We start from the raw sequence: 16,069 nt of genomic DNA, 5'->3' as shown, positions 1-16,069 counted from the left end.
CCATGTTGAAAATCGGATTAATCGGACTAGGTTTTATGGGAAGAACGCATCTGGAAAATTACATTCGTCTTGAGGCGGAAGGCGTTCCTATCAAAGTTGTCGCTTTGTGCGATGTTGATATCGCCAAGCTGGAAGGTCAAGCATCCGGCGGTAACATTGATACGGGATCATCCGGCATCGACTTCAGCGTTTACAATAAGTATACCAGTGTTGCCGAGATGCTTGAAAAAGAAGAGCTGGACTGTGTGGACATGACGCTGCCTACGTTTTTGCACAGAGACATTTCCATTCAATGCTTGAATCATGGTCTTCATGTTTTGTGCGAGAAGCCAATGGCGCTGAATGCCGGTGAGTGTAAGGAAATGATTGAAGCGGCTGAAAAGAACGGCAAACAGCTGATGATCGGGCAATGTCTGCGCTTCTGGCCGGCCTATGAGTACTTGAAAGAAGCCGTTCAAAACGAAACGTATGGCAAAGTGCTGGCCGGGTATTTCTACCGCGGCGGCGGCACACCGACTTGGGGACCATGGCTGCTGCAAAATGCGAAGAGCGGCGGGGCTCTTCTCGACATGCACGTTCATGACATCGATATGATCAACTGGTTGTTCGGTAAGCCGGAATCGGTTTCCAGCTTAGCTCGCAACGTTGTCCCAGGCAGCGGGTATGACCTTGTTTCCACGAACTATTTGTACGAAGATGGCAAGGTGATTAACGCGCAGGCGGATTGGACGCTGCAAGGAGACTACGGCTTTGATATGCAGTTCCGGGTAAACTTTGAAAAAGGGAATATCGTTTTCACAGCGGACGGCCTGAAAGTGAACGTGAACGACGGACCTGGCTTCAGTCCTGAGCTTTCGGCGGAAATGGGCTACTACCAAGAGCTCAAATATTTCGTTGAAACGTTAATTTCGGGACAAACCATTGCGACGGCTACCCCGTTCAGCACGATGGACAGCATCGTCATTGCGGAAGCCGAAATTGAGTCGGCAGACAATCGCGGAGCATGGGTTCGTGTCAAATAACTGATCAATCATAAGTAAACCTTGGACATCCTCGGAAGAGAGATGGCCAAGGTTTTTTATTGGGTTATAGTAACATTTGACTGAAATCGCTTACGTATCCTAAACTAATAGCATTTGAAATTGAGGAGCATACCGAAATGATAGACACCCAATCAACAGCAACTTGGAAAAAGCTTAGTCTATTCGCCGTCACGTGGCCGATCTTCATTGATTCCGTTCTGCGGATGATGCTCGGTACTGCGGATGTGTTCATGCTCAGTCGGATCTCAGATGAAGTAACCGGAGCGGTCGGGTTAGCGAATGAAATCATCGTCTTCTGCATCCTGATGTTCGGCTTCGTCGGCATCGGAACGAGTGTAGCGGTCGCCCAAAATTTAGGCGCAGGCAGAGCCAAGGAAGCCAGCCGTATTTCCGCACTCGCCATTACCATTAATCTCATATTTGGTATCGCGGTCAGTATCGTCTTAGTCGTTTTTGGCGAATCGATCATGCAGCTTATGAATTTGGCGCCAGAGCAGATTGCGATTGCCAAAAAGTATCTCAACCTGATCAGTGCTTTTATTTGGATTGAAGCGCTGTCGTATGCCGTTTCTTCCGTACTACGTTCGAACGGTCAAACCCGAGATGTGATGTATGTGACGCTTGGGGTGAACCTGATCCACGTAGCAGGTAACAGCCTGCTCATTTTCGGGAACCTTGGTTTTCCAGAATGGGGTGTGACAGGTGCTGCAGTTTCGACGGTCATCAGTCGTTTACTTGGACTTATCGTACTTTTTGTGATCTTATACCGCCGGATTCCGTTTCCGATTCGCTTCAAAGATTACTTGAATTTCGATAAACGGATCGTGAAGCAAATTTTGAGCATCGGGCTCCCTTCGGCCGGCGAGCATCTGTCTTGGCAGTCTCAATATTTAATGATCGTGAGCTTCGTTAATATCATCGGTCAGGTTGCGCTAAGCACTCACGTGTATGTCATGAATGTTACGAATTACTTTATGGCGCTTGGCATGGCGATCGGCATGGGTACGGAAATCATCGTAGGCCATATGGTTGGCGCCGGTGAATTTAAGGCAGCGTACCATAAGTTAATCCGGAGTCTGCGGATTACTTTCTTACTGACCTTTGTGGTTGTAGGCATCGCTTCTATGTTCCGCAAAGAACTGCTTGGGTTGTTCACGGATAATCCGGAAATTATCGCAATGGGTTCAGGGATTTTGTTGTTAAGCGTCATTCTGGAACCTGGGCGGACGTTTAATCTCGTCGTTATTAATTCTCTCCGCGCTGCGGGCGATGCGAAATTTCCTGTTGCCATGGGGGTTCTATCCATGTGGGGCGTAGCGGTGCCGCTTGCGTACTGGCTCGGCATTCATATGAAAATGGGATTGCTCGGCGTATGGATTGCTTTTGCTGTCGACGAGTGGCTGCGGGGATTGATCATGTATCTGCGTTGGAGAAGCCGCGTTTGGGAGAGCAAGGCGCTGGTCAAACCCATTGGCGTCGGCGTCGCAGCAGAGTCTTAACCGAAAAGCACAGGGCCCTGAGGGCTCTGTGCTTTTTTGGGGGTTGGAGGATGATACACATGGCTGGTGGTTGTTGGCTGTTGGTACAATACTATTCTATGCAGGAATCTTCTAAAAAATTGGATGTTTGAATCATAGAGTAGAAAAACTGCTAGTGTCCCGCTCACAACGCTTTTACTTCTTATAACCTGTATAAATGTGTATGGCATCTCTCAGAAATTGTGCAGTTCCAGGTTGTTTATGATCATAGTAAGCTTTAAACCGCTCGTCATCGACATACATTTGGGCTAGACCGGCATGAGCTTCCTTGCTGTAATGACTCCAGTAGCAGGACAGCCATTGTCTATGCAGATGAGCTGCTCTTTGCGCTTCCTCGCCTGCCGGATCGCCTGTTTGATAAGCCTCAGATAAGGAAGCGGCCACTTCATTCGCCAGGCGCGCAACCTCTTCATGCTCTTCTTGTGTCATGTTCTTCACTTTTTGATTGGAGGAATTAACAGCATCGTCGCCATACTTTTCCCGAATTTCTTCCCCGTATTTCTTCTCGTTCTCATCAATAAGCTGTTGTTTGAAGCCTTCGAATTTCTCTTTATCGGTCATGGATATTCTCCCTTCTTGTGAAGCAATCGTTTTCTCGACATTGGCAATCAACATATCAAGCTGGGCTCTTTTGTCGAGGAGCTGTTCACGGTGTTCTTTCAAAGCATCGGCTGCATGGAAGGCAGGGGCGTTAATCAGTTCTTTGATTCGATCCAGATTCACACCCAGTTCTCTGTAAAAAAGAATGAGTTGAAGCCTGTCAACCTCCGCCTGACCATAGATGCGATATCCCGATGAATTGATTCTTGCCGGCTTAAGCAGTTCAATTTCATCGTAATAGCGAAGCGTTCGGGTACTTACGCCTGCCAACTTGCCCAAGCTTTGCACGGTGTATTCCATCTGTTCACCTCCTGACAATGTAACTGTACAGCTTTACGCAGCGTGAATGTCAAACACTTTTTTTACAGCTGAAACGAGGCTCAAAGTTATACAAGCCCTGCCCGAAGAATAGGATATTACGAGAAGATAGGCTTGTATGTCTAACCGACGAATGGGTGAATGAGATGTATATCATGCTAAGTTTCTTACTGCTGGGATTATCGCTTTCCGCGCCAATTGGTCCCATTAATGCGGCGATGCTGGACAGAGGCATAAAGCGCGGTTTTACCCATGCTTGGATGGTGGGCGTAGGGGGAATGTTCGCTGACGTGATTTTGATTATCCTCATTTATTTTGGCCTTGTCCATTTTTTAACGACACCGTTTATGAAGACGTTTCTGTGGTTATTTGGTTGTTTTATTCTACTCTATTCAGGGATCGAAAGCTTAATTGGTGCCGGTAAATTGAAAGATGCAAGTCATAGCTCGGAAGAGTCGCTGACCAGATCTTTTTTCACAGGATTCATAATGGCGATCAGCTCTCCCTTATCTATCCTTTTTTGGTTAGGAATCTATGGGTCCGTATTAGCGGAAACTGTTGCTAAGTATGATAGAAACCACGTGCTGTTGTATACGGGGATTATGTTCGTCGGGATCATACTTTGGGATCTTGTCATGGCTTCTTTAGCCAGTGGATTTCGCAAATTTCTTGCGCCTCGCGGGCTTTCGGCGATTTCGATCGTCTCAGGTTTATCCTTGATCGGCTTTGGTCTGCATTTCGGATTAAAAGCTTTCCAGGCACTTTTTGCTTAACGCTAAACAGCCCCTTTACGATTGTTGGATGTGAAACTCATTCCAACCGTTATGAGACCAATTATTACGATAAACACGAGACAAATCCAGAAACCCGGCCTGCTTGTTGAATGAAAGACGGTACCTGTAATAGCGGTAAGGATGAGGAGCATGCCTGTGTATCTTTTGATCTTCCCCCAAGCCGATAAGCGCAATAAACGCCCTGATGAAAGTAGGATGAATAGCCAATTCAGCAGCAGCATTATGCCTGCCGCCGTTGTGATATAGGCGTACAGTTCTTCAGGGAGCAAAAGAGCCATCAGCACCGCTGCCGTTATCCCTCCGGTTGTGAAACCAACGGCTGGGAACGGTATTTTGTGTTTGCCGCTGGATCGTTTCGCGAATATCGCGGGAGCATTGCGATCTTGCGCTAACGTGACAAGGATCGTTGTAACAGCAAAAAGCGAGGCGACCATCGTCGAAAACCCGGCAATGATTAAGATCGCGTTAAATACATGGGGAATAAAGGGGAGCTGGTACGCGTTTAATGCCGTTTGAAAAGGGCTTTCTTTGCCCTGCAGCGCATCGAGAGGGACCAAGGCCAGGACAAGTGCTAATGAGGCGATATAAATGATCGTTAATAGAAGGATCATCATGTTTCCGGCCTTCGGGGCCTCTTCGGGCCGCTTAAGTCTGGCAGCCATTAGGCCCATGATTTCAATGCCGCCGAACGCGTAGAAGGCATAGATGAAGGAAGACCAAACCCCGAGCAGCCCCTTAGGCAACAAGGCTTCTTTTGAGGTTGGGAGCTTCGGCGGAAAGGTGCCGGTAATGAAACCAAAGAGGGCGGCACCCGCGATGATCACAAACATGACGATGGCAGATACTTTGATAATGGCAAAAATATGCTCGGCGCGTTCAAAAACACGCGTCCCGAGCAGAATAACGCCTAGACCTAAGAGGGCGTAGGCAGACGCAAAGACCCACATCGGTACCCCGGGATACCAATAGCGGGTGAAAAAAGATAAAGCGGTTAATTGGCTTCCCATAATTAAAAGCTCAGAGCACCAGTACACCCAGCCGCTGCTGAAGCCTGCCCAGCGCCCGAAGGCTTTGGCCGCATAGGTTTGAAACGAGCCTTGTTCAGGATCGGCTTCCGTCATCCGGGCCAGAACGTCGAAGACAAGATAAGTGCCGAAGGCTGCAAGCATAAACATGAAAATGATCGACGTGCCGCCCATTTGAATGCCAATGCCGGCGCCTAGAAAGTAACCGGTCCCAATCGTGCAGGCGGCTCCGAGCAGGCTCAGCTGCCACCACTTCATCCCTCTGGACTTGCTTCTAGCCACTTTGTCGGACATTAAGCCTCCTACAGCCGTTCAATTGATAACAACAGCTGTTATTATAGCTTGACCACTGGTAAAATATACGTGAGGTCATGCCATCTGAGCGAACAGCATGTTGTCTCGAAGAATGACGTTATAAGTGGCGAGTCTGGCGCTAGGCACGTTATGGCAACGTCCGGTATGCACTTCAAAGGTCCACCCGTGCAAGGGGCACTCCAGCTCTCCGTCGATGAGGTCCACGGTATAGCCGCCATGGGGGCAAATACTTCCATACAAGTTGTATTGGTTATCGTCGACATGCATCAAGAAATACAGATCGCGTTCAAGCTGCACCTCCACGGGAAAAGTTGTAAATTGATCTTTGGAACCGATGAGGACTTCCTTCATAATTGAATCTCCTTTTCGAAATAGCGTTAGCTCGATTATAATCCAATTGCTGATCTGAGACCAAGTAGGAGTCATGACAAACAAAGGAGTACGATACAAATGACTAAAATCAATCCATTACTAACAGCATTTCATCAAACCAAGTACCCATTGGGCGGACATGGCAAAAGAAATATTCAAGTATTGCTAGAAGCATTACAGGATATCGATGGAAATATGGAAAGTGACATGTATGGCAACGGAAAGTTAATTGAGGATTTCCAAGCGGAAATGGCTGCGTATCTTGGCAAGGAATCGGCCGTATTCTTCCCTAGCGGAACAATGGCCCAGCAAATTGCTCTAAGAATTTGGTGCGATCATCAAGGCGTGAAGAAAGTCGCGTACCATCCTTTGAGTCATCTGGAAATCCATGAGGAAGACGGATTAAAGGAACTTCACCATATCGAGCCTGTCTTGCTCGGTGACAAAGATCGGCTGATCCGTCTGGAAGATGTGCTTCAAATGAAAGACGAAATTGCGTGTTTGCTGCTGGAATTGCCGCAGCGGGAAATCGGCGGACAGCTCCCGGATTATGCAGAGCTGACAGAGATTTCTGCCTTTTGCCGCAGTCATGGCATTAAGCTGCATTTGGACGGCGCTAGGCTGTATGAGATTCTGCCTTATTATCAGAAGTCCGCCCGCGAAATTTGCGAGCTGTTTGATAGTGTGTATATTTCGTTCTATAAGGGAATCGGCGGCATTGCAGGGGCCATTCTTGCAGGAGACGAGACATTTACGAAAACTTCGAAGGTATGGAAAAGGCGTCACGGCGGCGATTTAATCAGCCTGTATCCGTATATTCTTAGCGCCAGCTATTATTTCAAACAGCGGCTGCACAAAATGGAGCAGTACTATGAGGAAGCGAAAGAGCTTGCCGCCTTGTACAATCAGCTCCCCGACGTTGCAACGAAACCGCTTGAGCCTGTAACGAACATGTTCCATGTCCATGTGAATATGCCAAAAGAGAAGCTGGAATCCCTGCTAGTCAACCTGTATGAGGCGACGGGAGTAGGCTTTACTCATTATGTCAGGGAGATCAATGAGACATCCTGCTGTTATGAGGTTTCGATCGGTGACCGGTATGCGCATGTTCCGAAGGATGAGCTTAGGAAAGCTTTTGAATGGATGGATAGCAAGTTAAGCGTCAGGTAGTTCCCAAACGGAGCGAATACAGAAAAACCCGCCATGCATGGGTTGCATGGCGGGTACATAAATATAAGGCCGTTATACGTCTTCCAGAATCATCCTAGCCAAAAGTGCAAGATCAGCAATGTCAATTTTGCCGTCGCCATTGAAATCCATGTGCTTGATTCGTTCCCAGTCCGGATCGGTGGAGTCTTTTCCGTACTCCTTGGCCAACATAGCCAAGTCTCCGATGGAAACTGTTCCATTACCGTTCAAATCGCCCGGTTTTGTGGTAACAACCGAATTCAGGAATGACTGCAAGGCCGCATTCAAATCGCCAGCCGCTTGCTGCACCTGCTGCTCTGTGGCTGCCGTATTATTGGCTACGGTCTGAGCTTGGTTGATCGCCTCTTGGAGTTTAGCTTTCGATCCTGCCGGATATTGTCCGGTCGAGCCGCCTTCTGTCGCCGCATCATGTGTTCTTTGAGCGCTCGCAATCAAGTCTACTAATGCAGATTTATCTACATGAGTGATTGTGACGTTGTGCGTAATGGCTTGCAGCTCCGTCTCCTTTCCGTCACTGGCTGCGATGACTGCCTTGGTTAAGGCGAATGAGGTTTCTGCCGATGCCTTCTCGCTAACCGGTTTGGTTAAGAAATTCAACTTCAGCAAATCCCCGTCTCCGCTCACCGCATGAGCTCCTCCTAAACTCGCCGCCAAAATCCGGATTTGGCCGTCCCCTGCCTTTTTATCGATGATTTGAAGTCCTTCATGCAACGTTTCGACAGATACAAAGTCCGCCTTCAACGGATCATAGGTGAACGTTACATCTTCAGCGTAGATCGCTTCGGATACGCTGCTCAATCCGAAAGTCAGAGACAACGGTTGACCGGATATGACACTAGCGGGTCCGGTTAAAGTCGCTCCCACAGATTGCGAATCTCCAACTTGAACGATATTCGACGGACTGCTCTCAATGCCATTAACCGTTTGAGTGACATAATACCCAGCTGCCGCCGGCACCGATGTGAATTGAAGGGATTGGGAAGCATCATGTTCATCCACAACTTGATTCGATCGATTATATAGCTTTAATCGGGCTGTATCCATCGCATTACGCACAGTAATGGTTCCCGATCCACTTGTAATCGTAACGGCTTTGGGAGCTACGATAACCTTTCTTGAAGCTTCCAGTGCGCTTGTACCCTCTTCGTTTTTAACGTTGTAAGTTACCGTGTAAATGCCCGGATTGCTTGTGTCGAGTGCGGCAGGATTTACACTGAGCTGATCTGAAATATCCCCGTACTTGTAATCGATCGCTGTTGCTCCCGCATCCGTATACGTGTCTCCGGCCACAATTTTCACGGTTTTATCTCCAAGGATTGTAATAACCGGCTTGATCGATGATGCTTGATAGTTAAATACTTTGAAATCGTTGATGGTTGGACCGTGGAGGGGCTCGGTCCGTACCGTAAGAATGTGTAGCCTTACTTTAGAAGAAGTAACCGGTTGTTCGAGCGTGATTACTTTGCCCGATCCAATCGTTGTCCCCGTATAGGCGTCCTTCCATTGCCCGCCGTCATCATACTGAATTTTGTAGCTCGTTACCCGGGGCACATGGGCATCGTCATCGTACCATTCATCAATCAGCAAACTATTAAAGGTTGTCTGGCTGCCCAAATTAACTTCCAGCCACCATCCATCCGGTCTGTTCTCATCGGGCGTCGCCCATCTGGTGCCGGGATCCCCGTCTACGGCTTTGGCCGCGCTGTAGGAGGAGCTCCATTGCGTGTTGGCGCTGGCCGGTTTGTTTAGAGCTAGGTCAGGCGAAGCACCTTGATAGTTATACACTTTGAGATCGTTGATGGTCGGACCGCGGACAGGCTGTGTCCGTACCGAAAGAATGTAGAGCCTTACTTTGGACGAGGTAACCGGTTGATCGAGCATAATCATCTTGCCTGCGCCAATCGTCGTGCCCGTATAGGCGTCCTTCCATTGTCCGCCGTCGTCATACTGAATTTTGTAGTTCGTTATCCGGGGCATATGATCGTCGTCATCGAACCATTCATCAATCATCAAACTGTTAAAGGTTGTCTGGCTGCCAAAGTTAACTTCCAGCCACCAGCCATCCGGTCTGATCGCATCGGGCGCTGCCCATCTAGTGCCGGGATCCCCGTCGACTGCTTTCGCAGCGCTGTAGGAGGAACTGTATTGCACGTTAGCGCTTGCGGTTTTGTTTAGCGCAAGGTCCGGCAGGGAAGCGAAAGGAGAGGGGAAACCTTGCGGATCTCCGGCCACATCGATCACAATGACGGAGTCAATGTCATTGGGAGCGCTGGTCGGAACGGATATTTCGAGATCGTCGGCTTTCATCGTATAGGATAAAGATCCATCCGGTTTATTCAAGAGATTTACATGGTTGATTCTGTTCGCCAGCTTAGGAACTTCCAGCTTTCCGTTTGTCGGCCAATCCATCACATGCAGATACACTTTGCCTGGCTTTGTCGTGACGTACCCCCACGAAGGCTTAGACGAGAATACATTCGGTTTTGTGCCATAAATGCTCTCGCCGAAGGCATCTAGCCATTTGCCTACTGCGGTCAACCGGTCGATGCTTTGATCCGGGATCAGTCCATTCGCCATCGGGCCGATATTCAATAAATAGTTACCGCCTTTGGATGAAGTGCTGACCAGCTCGGTGACCAAGGTTTTGGCCGATTTATAGCTGTCCCACGATCTGTAGCCCCAAGAATCAGCGATGGTTTGGCATGTTTCCCATGGATAGGGCAAACCGTTGGCCGGGATAGTCCGCTCCGGTGTGCCGTAATCGCCGTCGTCTTCCTCTTTTTTCCCGACTCTGTTGTTAATAACCAGATCGTTTTTGATCGTCCGGAGATATTTATACAAGTCTCTGCCGTCCTGTTTGGTCCACCAACTGTTCCATTCCCCGTCAAACCATAAGAGAGCCGGGTCATATTTTTCAATTAATTCGCGTAGTTGGGCTTTCATCTCTGAGACGTATTGGTCCTTCATTCCCGGCTTCATATTATTAGAGAATTGGCCTGTGTTATCTTGGGAGGGATGGGACCAGTCCATAATGGAGTAGTAGAAACCGAATTTGATTCCTTGCTTTTTGGCTTCCTTGGACAGTTCAAGCATCGGATCCTTACCATAAGCGCTCGTATTCACAATGCTCCAATCTTTGAAATGATTGACTTGCGTATCGAACATGCTGAATCCGTCATGATGCTTGGATGTAATGACAACATATTGCTGCCCAGCTTTCTTCATAAGGTCGACCCAATCTTTTGCGTTATACTGGGTGGGGTTCAAAGGTTGAACGGCCTGCGCCAAGTAATCGTCCTTCGGAATACGCATATTGCTCATAATCCATTCGGAGTCCCCGCTTGTGCGAACGCCATTGTACGTTCCTGCAAGGACCGAGTAAGCCCCCCAATGAATGAACTGGCCGAAGCGGGCGTCTTGAAACCATTTCATCCTTTCGGTTTTACCAGCTTCCGTTTCCTTATCGGGATTTTTGCCAAATACAAACCAGCTTATGCTGACATCGGCTGAATCGGAAAATACCAGATACACATCATGCTTCTCGAAAACAGGGGAGATCGACGCATATTGTTCCTTATAAACGCCTCCGGTGGCGGAGAGATTCAAAGTTCCAATCAGCTTTCCATTTGGCGAGTCGATTCTAATGTCAACGGATTTTCCGCCAGAGGACGACAGCACCGCCATCATGTAGTCAAAAGATCCATTGCCAAAATCGACAGAACTATACTTGACCCAGTTCCCGATCCCATTGGAACGTATGCTTTCGCCGTCAGGGGCAAGATTTTTTTCGGTGATAATATTGCCGGATTTATCATTATAAGTTTGCGCATGAATAATTTGCACAGGGGAAGGGGCGACGTTACTTTGCGATAGCGGCTCAGCAGGTACATGCTCAGAAGCCATTACGTTCAGCGTAATGCCGGACATCAGAACAGCTGCAACTAGTATGGCAGCTGTTTTCTTTATTCGTTTCAATAACAACTTGATAGCCTCCTAAAGATCGATTTTTCACGATTTAAAGCGCTTCCATAATAGCTGCTTAACAAAGAATTAGACTCATCTTATTACCTCCTCCTTGCTGCTTACAAATAAATATATATTGTATACATTATTTAAAATATAGAAAATTTTATTATATTAGTTGAATATTTACAGGTCTTAAAATTTCAAAGAAAGATAAATGGTTTATCGCATCATAATAAAAGCTTATCAATAAATCTTAGCGCGCCAGTTCCATTTCCGCTATGTGGTAAATCTATGATTTGTTCCACTTTTGTGATACATACTCTCGAGTTAGCTAAGCCGATGTGCATGGTAAAAAAGGGCAGCACGCAGTGGAATGAGCCACGCTTGTGCTGCCGGATTGATAATCTGTACAGATCGGATATGCATCAGTTAGGGACGACGACGTTTCGGGGGGGTTCTTTTGGATAAAAAAGGGCTGAGGATTGTGTTTTGGCGGGTATTCATTTATCGTACGAAAATCAGATCTTTTTGCCTATATACGTTTAAGATAACTCCAATTGCTGCAAAGTGAATGATAACCAAAGCACCGTTATAACTTATAAATGGTAGTGTAAACGAGCCTAATGGGGCCCAACCCAGAGTCATCATCATGTTCCACATAAACTGTATGGAAAATAAGGCCAGAAGGCTCGATACCAGTGCTTTCCCATACTGCTCCTTCACGTTGGTGCAAATTGACAAAGCGCGAAAGATGAATAGGATTACCGCCATGAAAATAAAGATACCTACAGCCCAACCGAAGCAATAGATGAGAAAGCTAAACATCATTTCATCATGAAGGTTAGGTAAGGATTTCAGAGGCGTTCCAAAACCTTGCCCCCACCAACCGGCAGAAACAATGGCTTTTTTGGATTGAATAATCATATAGTTCAATTGATTATCTGGCAAAAAGAAAGCTTTTAGCCTTCCCATGCGATAAGAGAGTTGACTTAAAATGAAAATAAACAATGAGATGGGGAAAATGAAAAAATGAGATAGTAGAATAACACGATGTTTTTTTAAGACAAGAAGCATAACGAGGCTCCCAATGAAAAATAAAACAAAGTCCGTAATTGAGGGAGCAGCTAGTAGCAGCACACTAGGCAGCCAGACAGTAGCGATATTCTTACAAATGACTCGTGTATATTTTTGAATTAAAGTTTCAGTTTTCAATGTCTCCCGTTGTTGACTCCAAATACCCGCCAGGGCTATAAGAAGCAAATAGGGTGAAAGGGAAACGATATTAACTCCTATTGTACCGTAGATTTGTATATGGCCTTTTGCACCATTGACCGTCGACCCTGTATTCAAGCTGTAAAGCATAATGACGATAGTACCAATGTAAAGCATCCATGAATATTTGGCCCATTTACGGTAGTCTGTAAAACTTAGGATAAGCATTAGCACCATTCCAATACAGACATAAACAATCTGTCTCACGCCTATGGAAGCGAAACCTACCCGAGCAGTAAGAGAAGCTTGTGCGGCATAGACAGCAAACAGTCCTAATACAACGAAAACCGATAACAAAGAGAATAGCTTCCAGTCAAAATGAGGGCGATGCACCTTATGGAATTGGAGACCAATGATCTCAGGAGAACCCATTTGGCTAATAGATTCTCTTATCGCATCATCAATGTCTGTTCCACAGTCTAATTTCTCTTGAATTAAATCCTCAAGATGGTTTTCTAGTTCCATTTTTACTTCTTTATGGACTTCTCTTGCCTTGATATAAGTACAGACTTCGTTCAAAAAGAAGCGGATTTCTTCATGATGTCGTATTGCATTCATACGCCGCCCTCCCCTAAAACACGATCAACTGTGTTTCGAAAGAGCGACCATTCTTCCCGTTTAAGATGAAGTTCATCTTTGCCCATCTTCGTAATCCGATAATATTTACGCTTACGTCCCTCATGCTCGTCCCAATAAGCTTCCACGTATTTCTCCGATTCAAGCATATGAAGGATGGGATATAAGGTGCCTTCTTTTAGTGTAAAGACACCTTCCGTGTGAGTTTCCATCTCTTTTGTCATTTCATAGCCATACATATCTTTTCGATTCAAAAGAGTGAGGATTAAGATGACCGTGCTTCCCTTCATTAATTCCTTATTAATTTTCATTAGAATCTCCTCTCATATATATGTATTCGATGCATCGTATATCTATGTATTAGTATAGATGAAGCATTTCAACTTGGCAAATAAAGTATGATAAAATAGTTATTGAACCAATGGAAGAATAAAAAATCACGATATAACCAAAGGAGCGATTATGACATGAAACTTATTTTTCACGGACAAAGCTGTGTGGAGATTCGATTGCAGGAGCATACGCTTATCATCGATCCTTTTTTGAACCATAATCCTCAAGCTGTCGTGAAGGCAGAAGAAATCAAGGCGGATTACATCCTCGTAACGCACGGTCATGGCGATCATGTAGGGGATACACTCGAAATTGCGAAGCGGAATGAGGCTACCGTTATTGCTCCTAACGACTTGGCCAGATACCTCGGCTTTCAAGGGGCGAAGACCCATGGCATGGGAATTGGCGGGGAGTTTGCGTTTCCTTTTGGAAAGGTGAAAATGACGCTGGCGCTGCACGATTCCTCCTATAATCCGCCCGGTACGACAGAAAATATTTATACGGGGATGGCCAGCGGGTTCCTAATTACGGTAGAGGGGAAAACGATCTACCATGCAGGGGATACTGCTCTGTTCGGGGATATGCAATTAATCGGCAAATTGAATGAGATTGATCTTGCGTTCCTGCCGATTGGCGATAACTATACGATGGGGCCCCGCGATGCGGTGATCGCAGCCCAGTTCTTACAAGCCAAAACGGTTATTCCTATGCACTACAACACATTCCCGGTCATCGAGCAAAATCCGCATGCTTATGTGGAAGGCTTGGCTGCCGAAGGCATAAAAGGGCTTGTTCTCGAGCCTGGTCAGCACATCACGTTGTAAGAGAGGAGGTTGGCCAGCGCGATGTTTGAGCATTTGGTTTGTTTCAGATTTAAAGAGACTTTAGCTGCGCAGAAGGAACAGGAACTGATCGAGACGTTATTGTCTTTTAAAGGCAGAATACCCGGCATTGTTGAAATTTCGGCAGGTGCGAATGAAACGGAAGAAACAGATAATGTGCAGGGCTATACGCTGGGACTACGGGTGACTTTCGAGGATCGCGAATCTTTGCGGCAGTATGGTCCTCACCCTGTGCATCAGGAATTCGTGAAATCAATAGCCGGCATCATTGAAAATGTGATCGTTATTGATTATCCGGTACGGTAATAAAAAGAAGGGACATGGCATGAGACTGCCGGTCTCTTCTTTTTTTAGTGATGGAAGGCTAGTCTCATTGCCTCGGCAGGCAGGTAGGTAGGGGGAACTAGAGGGCGCTATTTTGCCATGATTAGCTCTATGGGTAAGGGGGCGGGAACTAGGATCCGCTATTTCACCATTCCGAGCAGCTAGGTGGATGATTCAGCAGAAATAAGACCCTGGAGTTCCGCTCGGTCGCCTGGAATTCAGCTTTTCGCTGAAATAAGGGAATGGAGTTCCCTTTATTTATGGTGGGGCATCCATGTTTGGGATAAGCACGCAAAAAGGTCGCCCGAACTGCCCGGCGATTTTTGTTCAGTCGGTTGAGCAGGCTCTGTTCTCTCTAACGGACAGAGAGGCTCTTATTCGCTGGAAAGAGTCCTTTTTGAATATGCAACGGACACGATCGCTGTTACTTGCTCACTGGGGGACTGATTTTACCCCGAAATCGGCAAATAAGGTTTCTGGTGTCTTTTTAAGTTGAGACACGCCCCTTCTCGCAAATATAACGCCCGCTGTGTCCGAAGCGCGATGCGGCATACCATTCCTTCATCTCGTTTGTCCACGAGCAGAAAACTCCCCGCACTTGAATCGAGGTAAGCTTACATCTCATTCTTTGCTTCTTGCCGCTGCTTCCAGAACAGAACGGTCAGCATCCGCTCGACCCATTCCTTGTCTTCTTCGGTTAGCAAATGACCATCGAACATAAGCTCATTTTCGCGCAGGAATCGGCGCAAATTCACGGGATTGCTTTGAAACTTTTCCATGGATGGCGATGATTCCAAATATCCCGCAATATCCATAAGCTCGGAATACGACGTATTGAGCCCTTCGGAAAGCTTCATCAGCACCTCGGGCGACGGGATGCCGCGATTGCCGTTTTCTAATTGGGAGATGTACGCCGCGGAAACGCCGGAACGATCAGCCAGCTCCCGAAGGGTGAAACCTTTTAATTTTCGCAAATCTCTTAATTTATCATAGAAATACATTATTTTCCCCCTCAGAGCTTAAAAAGTAAACAGTAGTAAACAATTTAATAATACCAGTATACTTTAGTTATTTCAATAACTGGAAATCTGGGAAACATTGAAATATACGTTACTTTAAGTAAACATTTTTGGTTACAATAGTTAAATGACGTGATATAATTGAAATTAAGGGAACAAAATGGGAACGCGTGTTGCGAAACGTTGAATGAGGAGATAACATGCGGTTAATTGATCTGAAATGGAACCTAGTAAACCGAAGTAAAGCCGTGAAAAGAAATTTGCAAATGTAAACAGATGTAATAAGGGGGATAACAGGAATATGAAGATAAAGGCAAATACGGATGCATTCATGAAGGCAAGAATTATTAAAGGCTATTCACAGAGAGAGTTAGCGAAACATTCAGGTCTTAGCCACTCCTATATTTCCTTGCTGGAAAGATCGCATAAATCGGTGGGACCTGCGACAGCCAAGAAATTGTGCGATTTGTTAGGTAAGGATTTCGAGGAAATGTTTCGAATTGAATCGTTATGATTTGTTCGT

At 46.4% G+C, this 16,069-nt stretch carries 15 protein-coding genes; 8 read left to right on the top strand and 7 right to left on the bottom strand.

The window, feature by feature from the left end; genetic code table 11:
• Positions 1-2 precede the first annotated feature (2 nt).
• Positions 3-1,022, top strand: coding sequence for a Gfo/Idh/MocA family protein (locus tag GC097_RS12185; RefSeq protein ID WP_171683565.1), 1,020 nt, complete (start codon positions 3-5; stop codon positions 1,020-1,022).
• Between the two features lie 137 nt (positions 1,023-1,159).
• Complete coding sequence (locus GC097_RS12180; protein ID WP_171683564.1) at positions 1,160-2,542, top strand: MATE family efflux transporter; 1,383 nt, start codon at positions 1,160-1,162, stop codon at positions 2,540-2,542.
• Positions 2,543-2,716: 174 nt separating this feature from the next.
• Here GC097_RS12180 and GC097_RS12175 read toward each other — a convergent pair whose 3' ends face one another.
• Positions 2,717-3,481, bottom strand: coding sequence for a MerR family transcriptional regulator (locus tag GC097_RS12175; protein ID WP_171683563.1), 765 nt, complete (start codon positions 3,479-3,481; stop codon positions 2,717-2,719).
• A 164-nt stretch (positions 3,482-3,645) separates the two neighbouring features.
• Between GC097_RS12175 and GC097_RS12170 the strand changes: the two genes are divergently transcribed.
• Positions 3,646-4,272: a LysE family transporter gene (locus tag GC097_RS12170; protein WP_171683769.1), complete on the top strand. Its 627-nt coding sequence runs from the start codon at positions 3,646-3,648 to the stop codon at positions 4,270-4,272.
• 2 nt (positions 4,273-4,274) lie between these two features.
• On the opposite strand, the gene GC097_RS12165 is transcribed toward GC097_RS12170, so the two are convergent.
• Positions 4,275-5,612: an amino acid permease gene (locus GC097_RS12165; protein WP_171683562.1), complete on the bottom strand. Its 1,338-nt coding sequence runs from the start codon at positions 5,610-5,612 to the stop codon at positions 4,275-4,277.
• A 75-nt stretch (positions 5,613-5,687) separates the two neighbouring features.
• Positions 5,688-5,984, bottom strand: a complete 297-nt coding sequence (locus tag GC097_RS12160) for a Rieske (2Fe-2S) protein (RefSeq protein ID WP_171683561.1) — start codon at positions 5,982-5,984, stop codon at positions 5,688-5,690.
• 99 nt (positions 5,985-6,083) lie between these two features.
• On the opposite strand from GC097_RS12160, the gene GC097_RS12155 reads away from it, so the two are divergent.
• On the top strand, positions 6,084-7,175 hold the full coding sequence (locus GC097_RS12155) for a threonine aldolase family protein (protein WP_171683560.1): 1,092 nt from the start codon (positions 6,084-6,086) through the stop codon (positions 7,173-7,175).
• Positions 7,176-7,247: 72 nt separating this feature from the next.
• On the opposite strand, the gene GC097_RS12150 is transcribed toward GC097_RS12155, so the two are convergent.
• The 3 genes from GC097_RS12150 to GC097_RS12140 form a co-directional block, all read right to left on the bottom strand.
• Positions 7,248-11,195, bottom strand: coding sequence for an alpha-L-fucosidase (locus tag GC097_RS12150; RefSeq protein WP_171683559.1), 3,948 nt, complete (start codon positions 11,193-11,195; stop codon positions 7,248-7,250).
• 489 nt (positions 11,196-11,684) lie between these two features.
• Positions 11,685-13,010 (bottom strand): FtsW/RodA/SpoVE family cell cycle protein, encoded by a 1,326-nt coding sequence (locus tag GC097_RS12145; protein WP_171683558.1) that lies wholly within the window; start codon positions 13,008-13,010, stop codon positions 11,685-11,687.
• The gene (locus GC097_RS12140; protein WP_171683557.1) at positions 13,007-13,339 is read right to left on the bottom strand and encodes a PadR family transcriptional regulator; all 333 of its coding nucleotides are present in this window, start codon (positions 13,337-13,339) and stop codon (positions 13,007-13,009) included. Before GC097_RS12140 ends, GC097_RS12145 begins: the two co-directional genes overlap by 4 nt.
• Before the next feature lie 156 nt (positions 13,340-13,495).
• On the opposite strand from GC097_RS12140, the gene GC097_RS12135 reads away from it, so the two are divergent.
• From GC097_RS12135 to GC097_RS12125, 3 genes are all read left to right on the top strand, one after another.
• The gene (locus tag GC097_RS12135; protein ID WP_171683556.1) at positions 13,496-14,185 is read left to right on the top strand and encodes a metal-dependent hydrolase; all 690 of its coding nucleotides are present in this window, start codon (positions 13,496-13,498) and stop codon (positions 14,183-14,185) included.
• 21 nt (positions 14,186-14,206) lie between these two features.
• Entirely contained in the window at positions 14,207-14,509 is a 303-nt protein-coding gene (locus tag GC097_RS12130) for a Dabb family protein (RefSeq protein WP_171683555.1), read from the top strand.
• A gap of 292 nt (positions 14,510-14,801) precedes the next feature.
• A complete protein-coding gene (locus GC097_RS12125; protein WP_171683554.1) occupies positions 14,802-15,023 on the top strand; it encodes a hypothetical protein in 222 nt (73 codons plus the stop codon).
• A 118-nt stretch (positions 15,024-15,141) separates the two neighbouring features.
• Here GC097_RS12125 and GC097_RS12120 read toward each other — a convergent pair whose 3' ends face one another.
• Positions 15,142-15,528, bottom strand: a complete 387-nt coding sequence (locus tag GC097_RS12120) for a helix-turn-helix transcriptional regulator (protein ID WP_171683553.1) — start codon at positions 15,526-15,528, stop codon at positions 15,142-15,144.
• A 319-nt stretch (positions 15,529-15,847) separates the two neighbouring features.
• Between GC097_RS12120 and GC097_RS12115 the strand changes: the two genes are divergently transcribed.
• Complete coding sequence (locus tag GC097_RS12115; protein ID WP_171683552.1) at positions 15,848-16,060, top strand: helix-turn-helix domain-containing protein; 213 nt, start codon at positions 15,848-15,850, stop codon at positions 16,058-16,060.
• Positions 16,061-16,069: the final 9 nt, after the last annotated feature.

The organism is Paenibacillus planticolens (assembly GCF_013141725.1).
In the GTDB taxonomy this organism is placed as follows: domain Bacteria; phylum Bacillota; class Bacilli; order Paenibacillales; family NBRC-103111; genus Paenibacillus_E; species Paenibacillus_E planticolens.
This window is presented reverse-complemented; position numbering and strand designations above follow the sequence as displayed.

Bases quoted from the DNA above. Each gene is read 5' to 3' on its own strand.
- GC097_RS12185 (WP_171683565.1), top strand. From the start codon at position 3: ATGTTGAAAATCGGATTAATCGGACTAGGTTTTATGGGAAGAACGCAT.
- GC097_RS12180 (WP_171683564.1), top strand. From the start codon at position 1,160: ATGATAGACACCCAATCAACAGCAACTTGGAAAAAGCTTAGTCTATTC.
- GC097_RS12175 (WP_171683563.1), bottom strand. From the start codon at position 3,481: ATGGAATACACCGTGCAAAGCTTGGGCAAGTTGGCAGGCGTAAGTACC.
- GC097_RS12170 (WP_171683769.1), top strand. From the start codon at position 3,646: ATGTATATCATGCTAAGTTTCTTACTGCTGGGATTATCGCTTTCCGCG.
- GC097_RS12165 (WP_171683562.1), bottom strand. From the start codon at position 5,612: ATGTCCGACAAAGTGGCTAGAAGCAAGTCCAGAGGGATGAAGTGGTGG.
- GC097_RS12160 (WP_171683561.1), bottom strand. From the start codon at position 5,984: ATGAAGGAAGTCCTCATCGGTTCCAAAGATCAATTTACAACTTTTCCC.
- GC097_RS12155 (WP_171683560.1), top strand. From the start codon at position 6,084: ATGACTAAAATCAATCCATTACTAACAGCATTTCATCAAACCAAGTAC.
- GC097_RS12145 (WP_171683558.1), bottom strand. From the start codon at position 13,010: ATGAATGCAATACGACATCATGAAGAAATCCGCTTCTTTTTGAACGAA.
- GC097_RS12140 (WP_171683557.1), bottom strand. From the start codon at position 13,339: ATGAAAATTAATAAGGAATTAATGAAGGGAAGCACGGTCATCTTAATC.
- GC097_RS12135 (WP_171683556.1), top strand. From the start codon at position 13,496: ATGAAACTTATTTTTCACGGACAAAGCTGTGTGGAGATTCGATTGCAG.
- GC097_RS12130 (WP_171683555.1), top strand. From the start codon at position 14,207: ATGTTTGAGCATTTGGTTTGTTTCAGATTTAAAGAGACTTTAGCTGCG.
- GC097_RS12125 (WP_171683554.1), top strand. From the start codon at position 14,802: ATGTTTGGGATAAGCACGCAAAAAGGTCGCCCGAACTGCCCGGCGATT.
- GC097_RS12120 (WP_171683553.1), bottom strand. From the start codon at position 15,528: ATGTATTTCTATGATAAATTAAGAGATTTGCGAAAATTAAAAGGTTTC.
- GC097_RS12115 (WP_171683552.1), top strand. From the start codon at position 15,848: ATGAAGATAAAGGCAAATACGGATGCATTCATGAAGGCAAGAATTATT.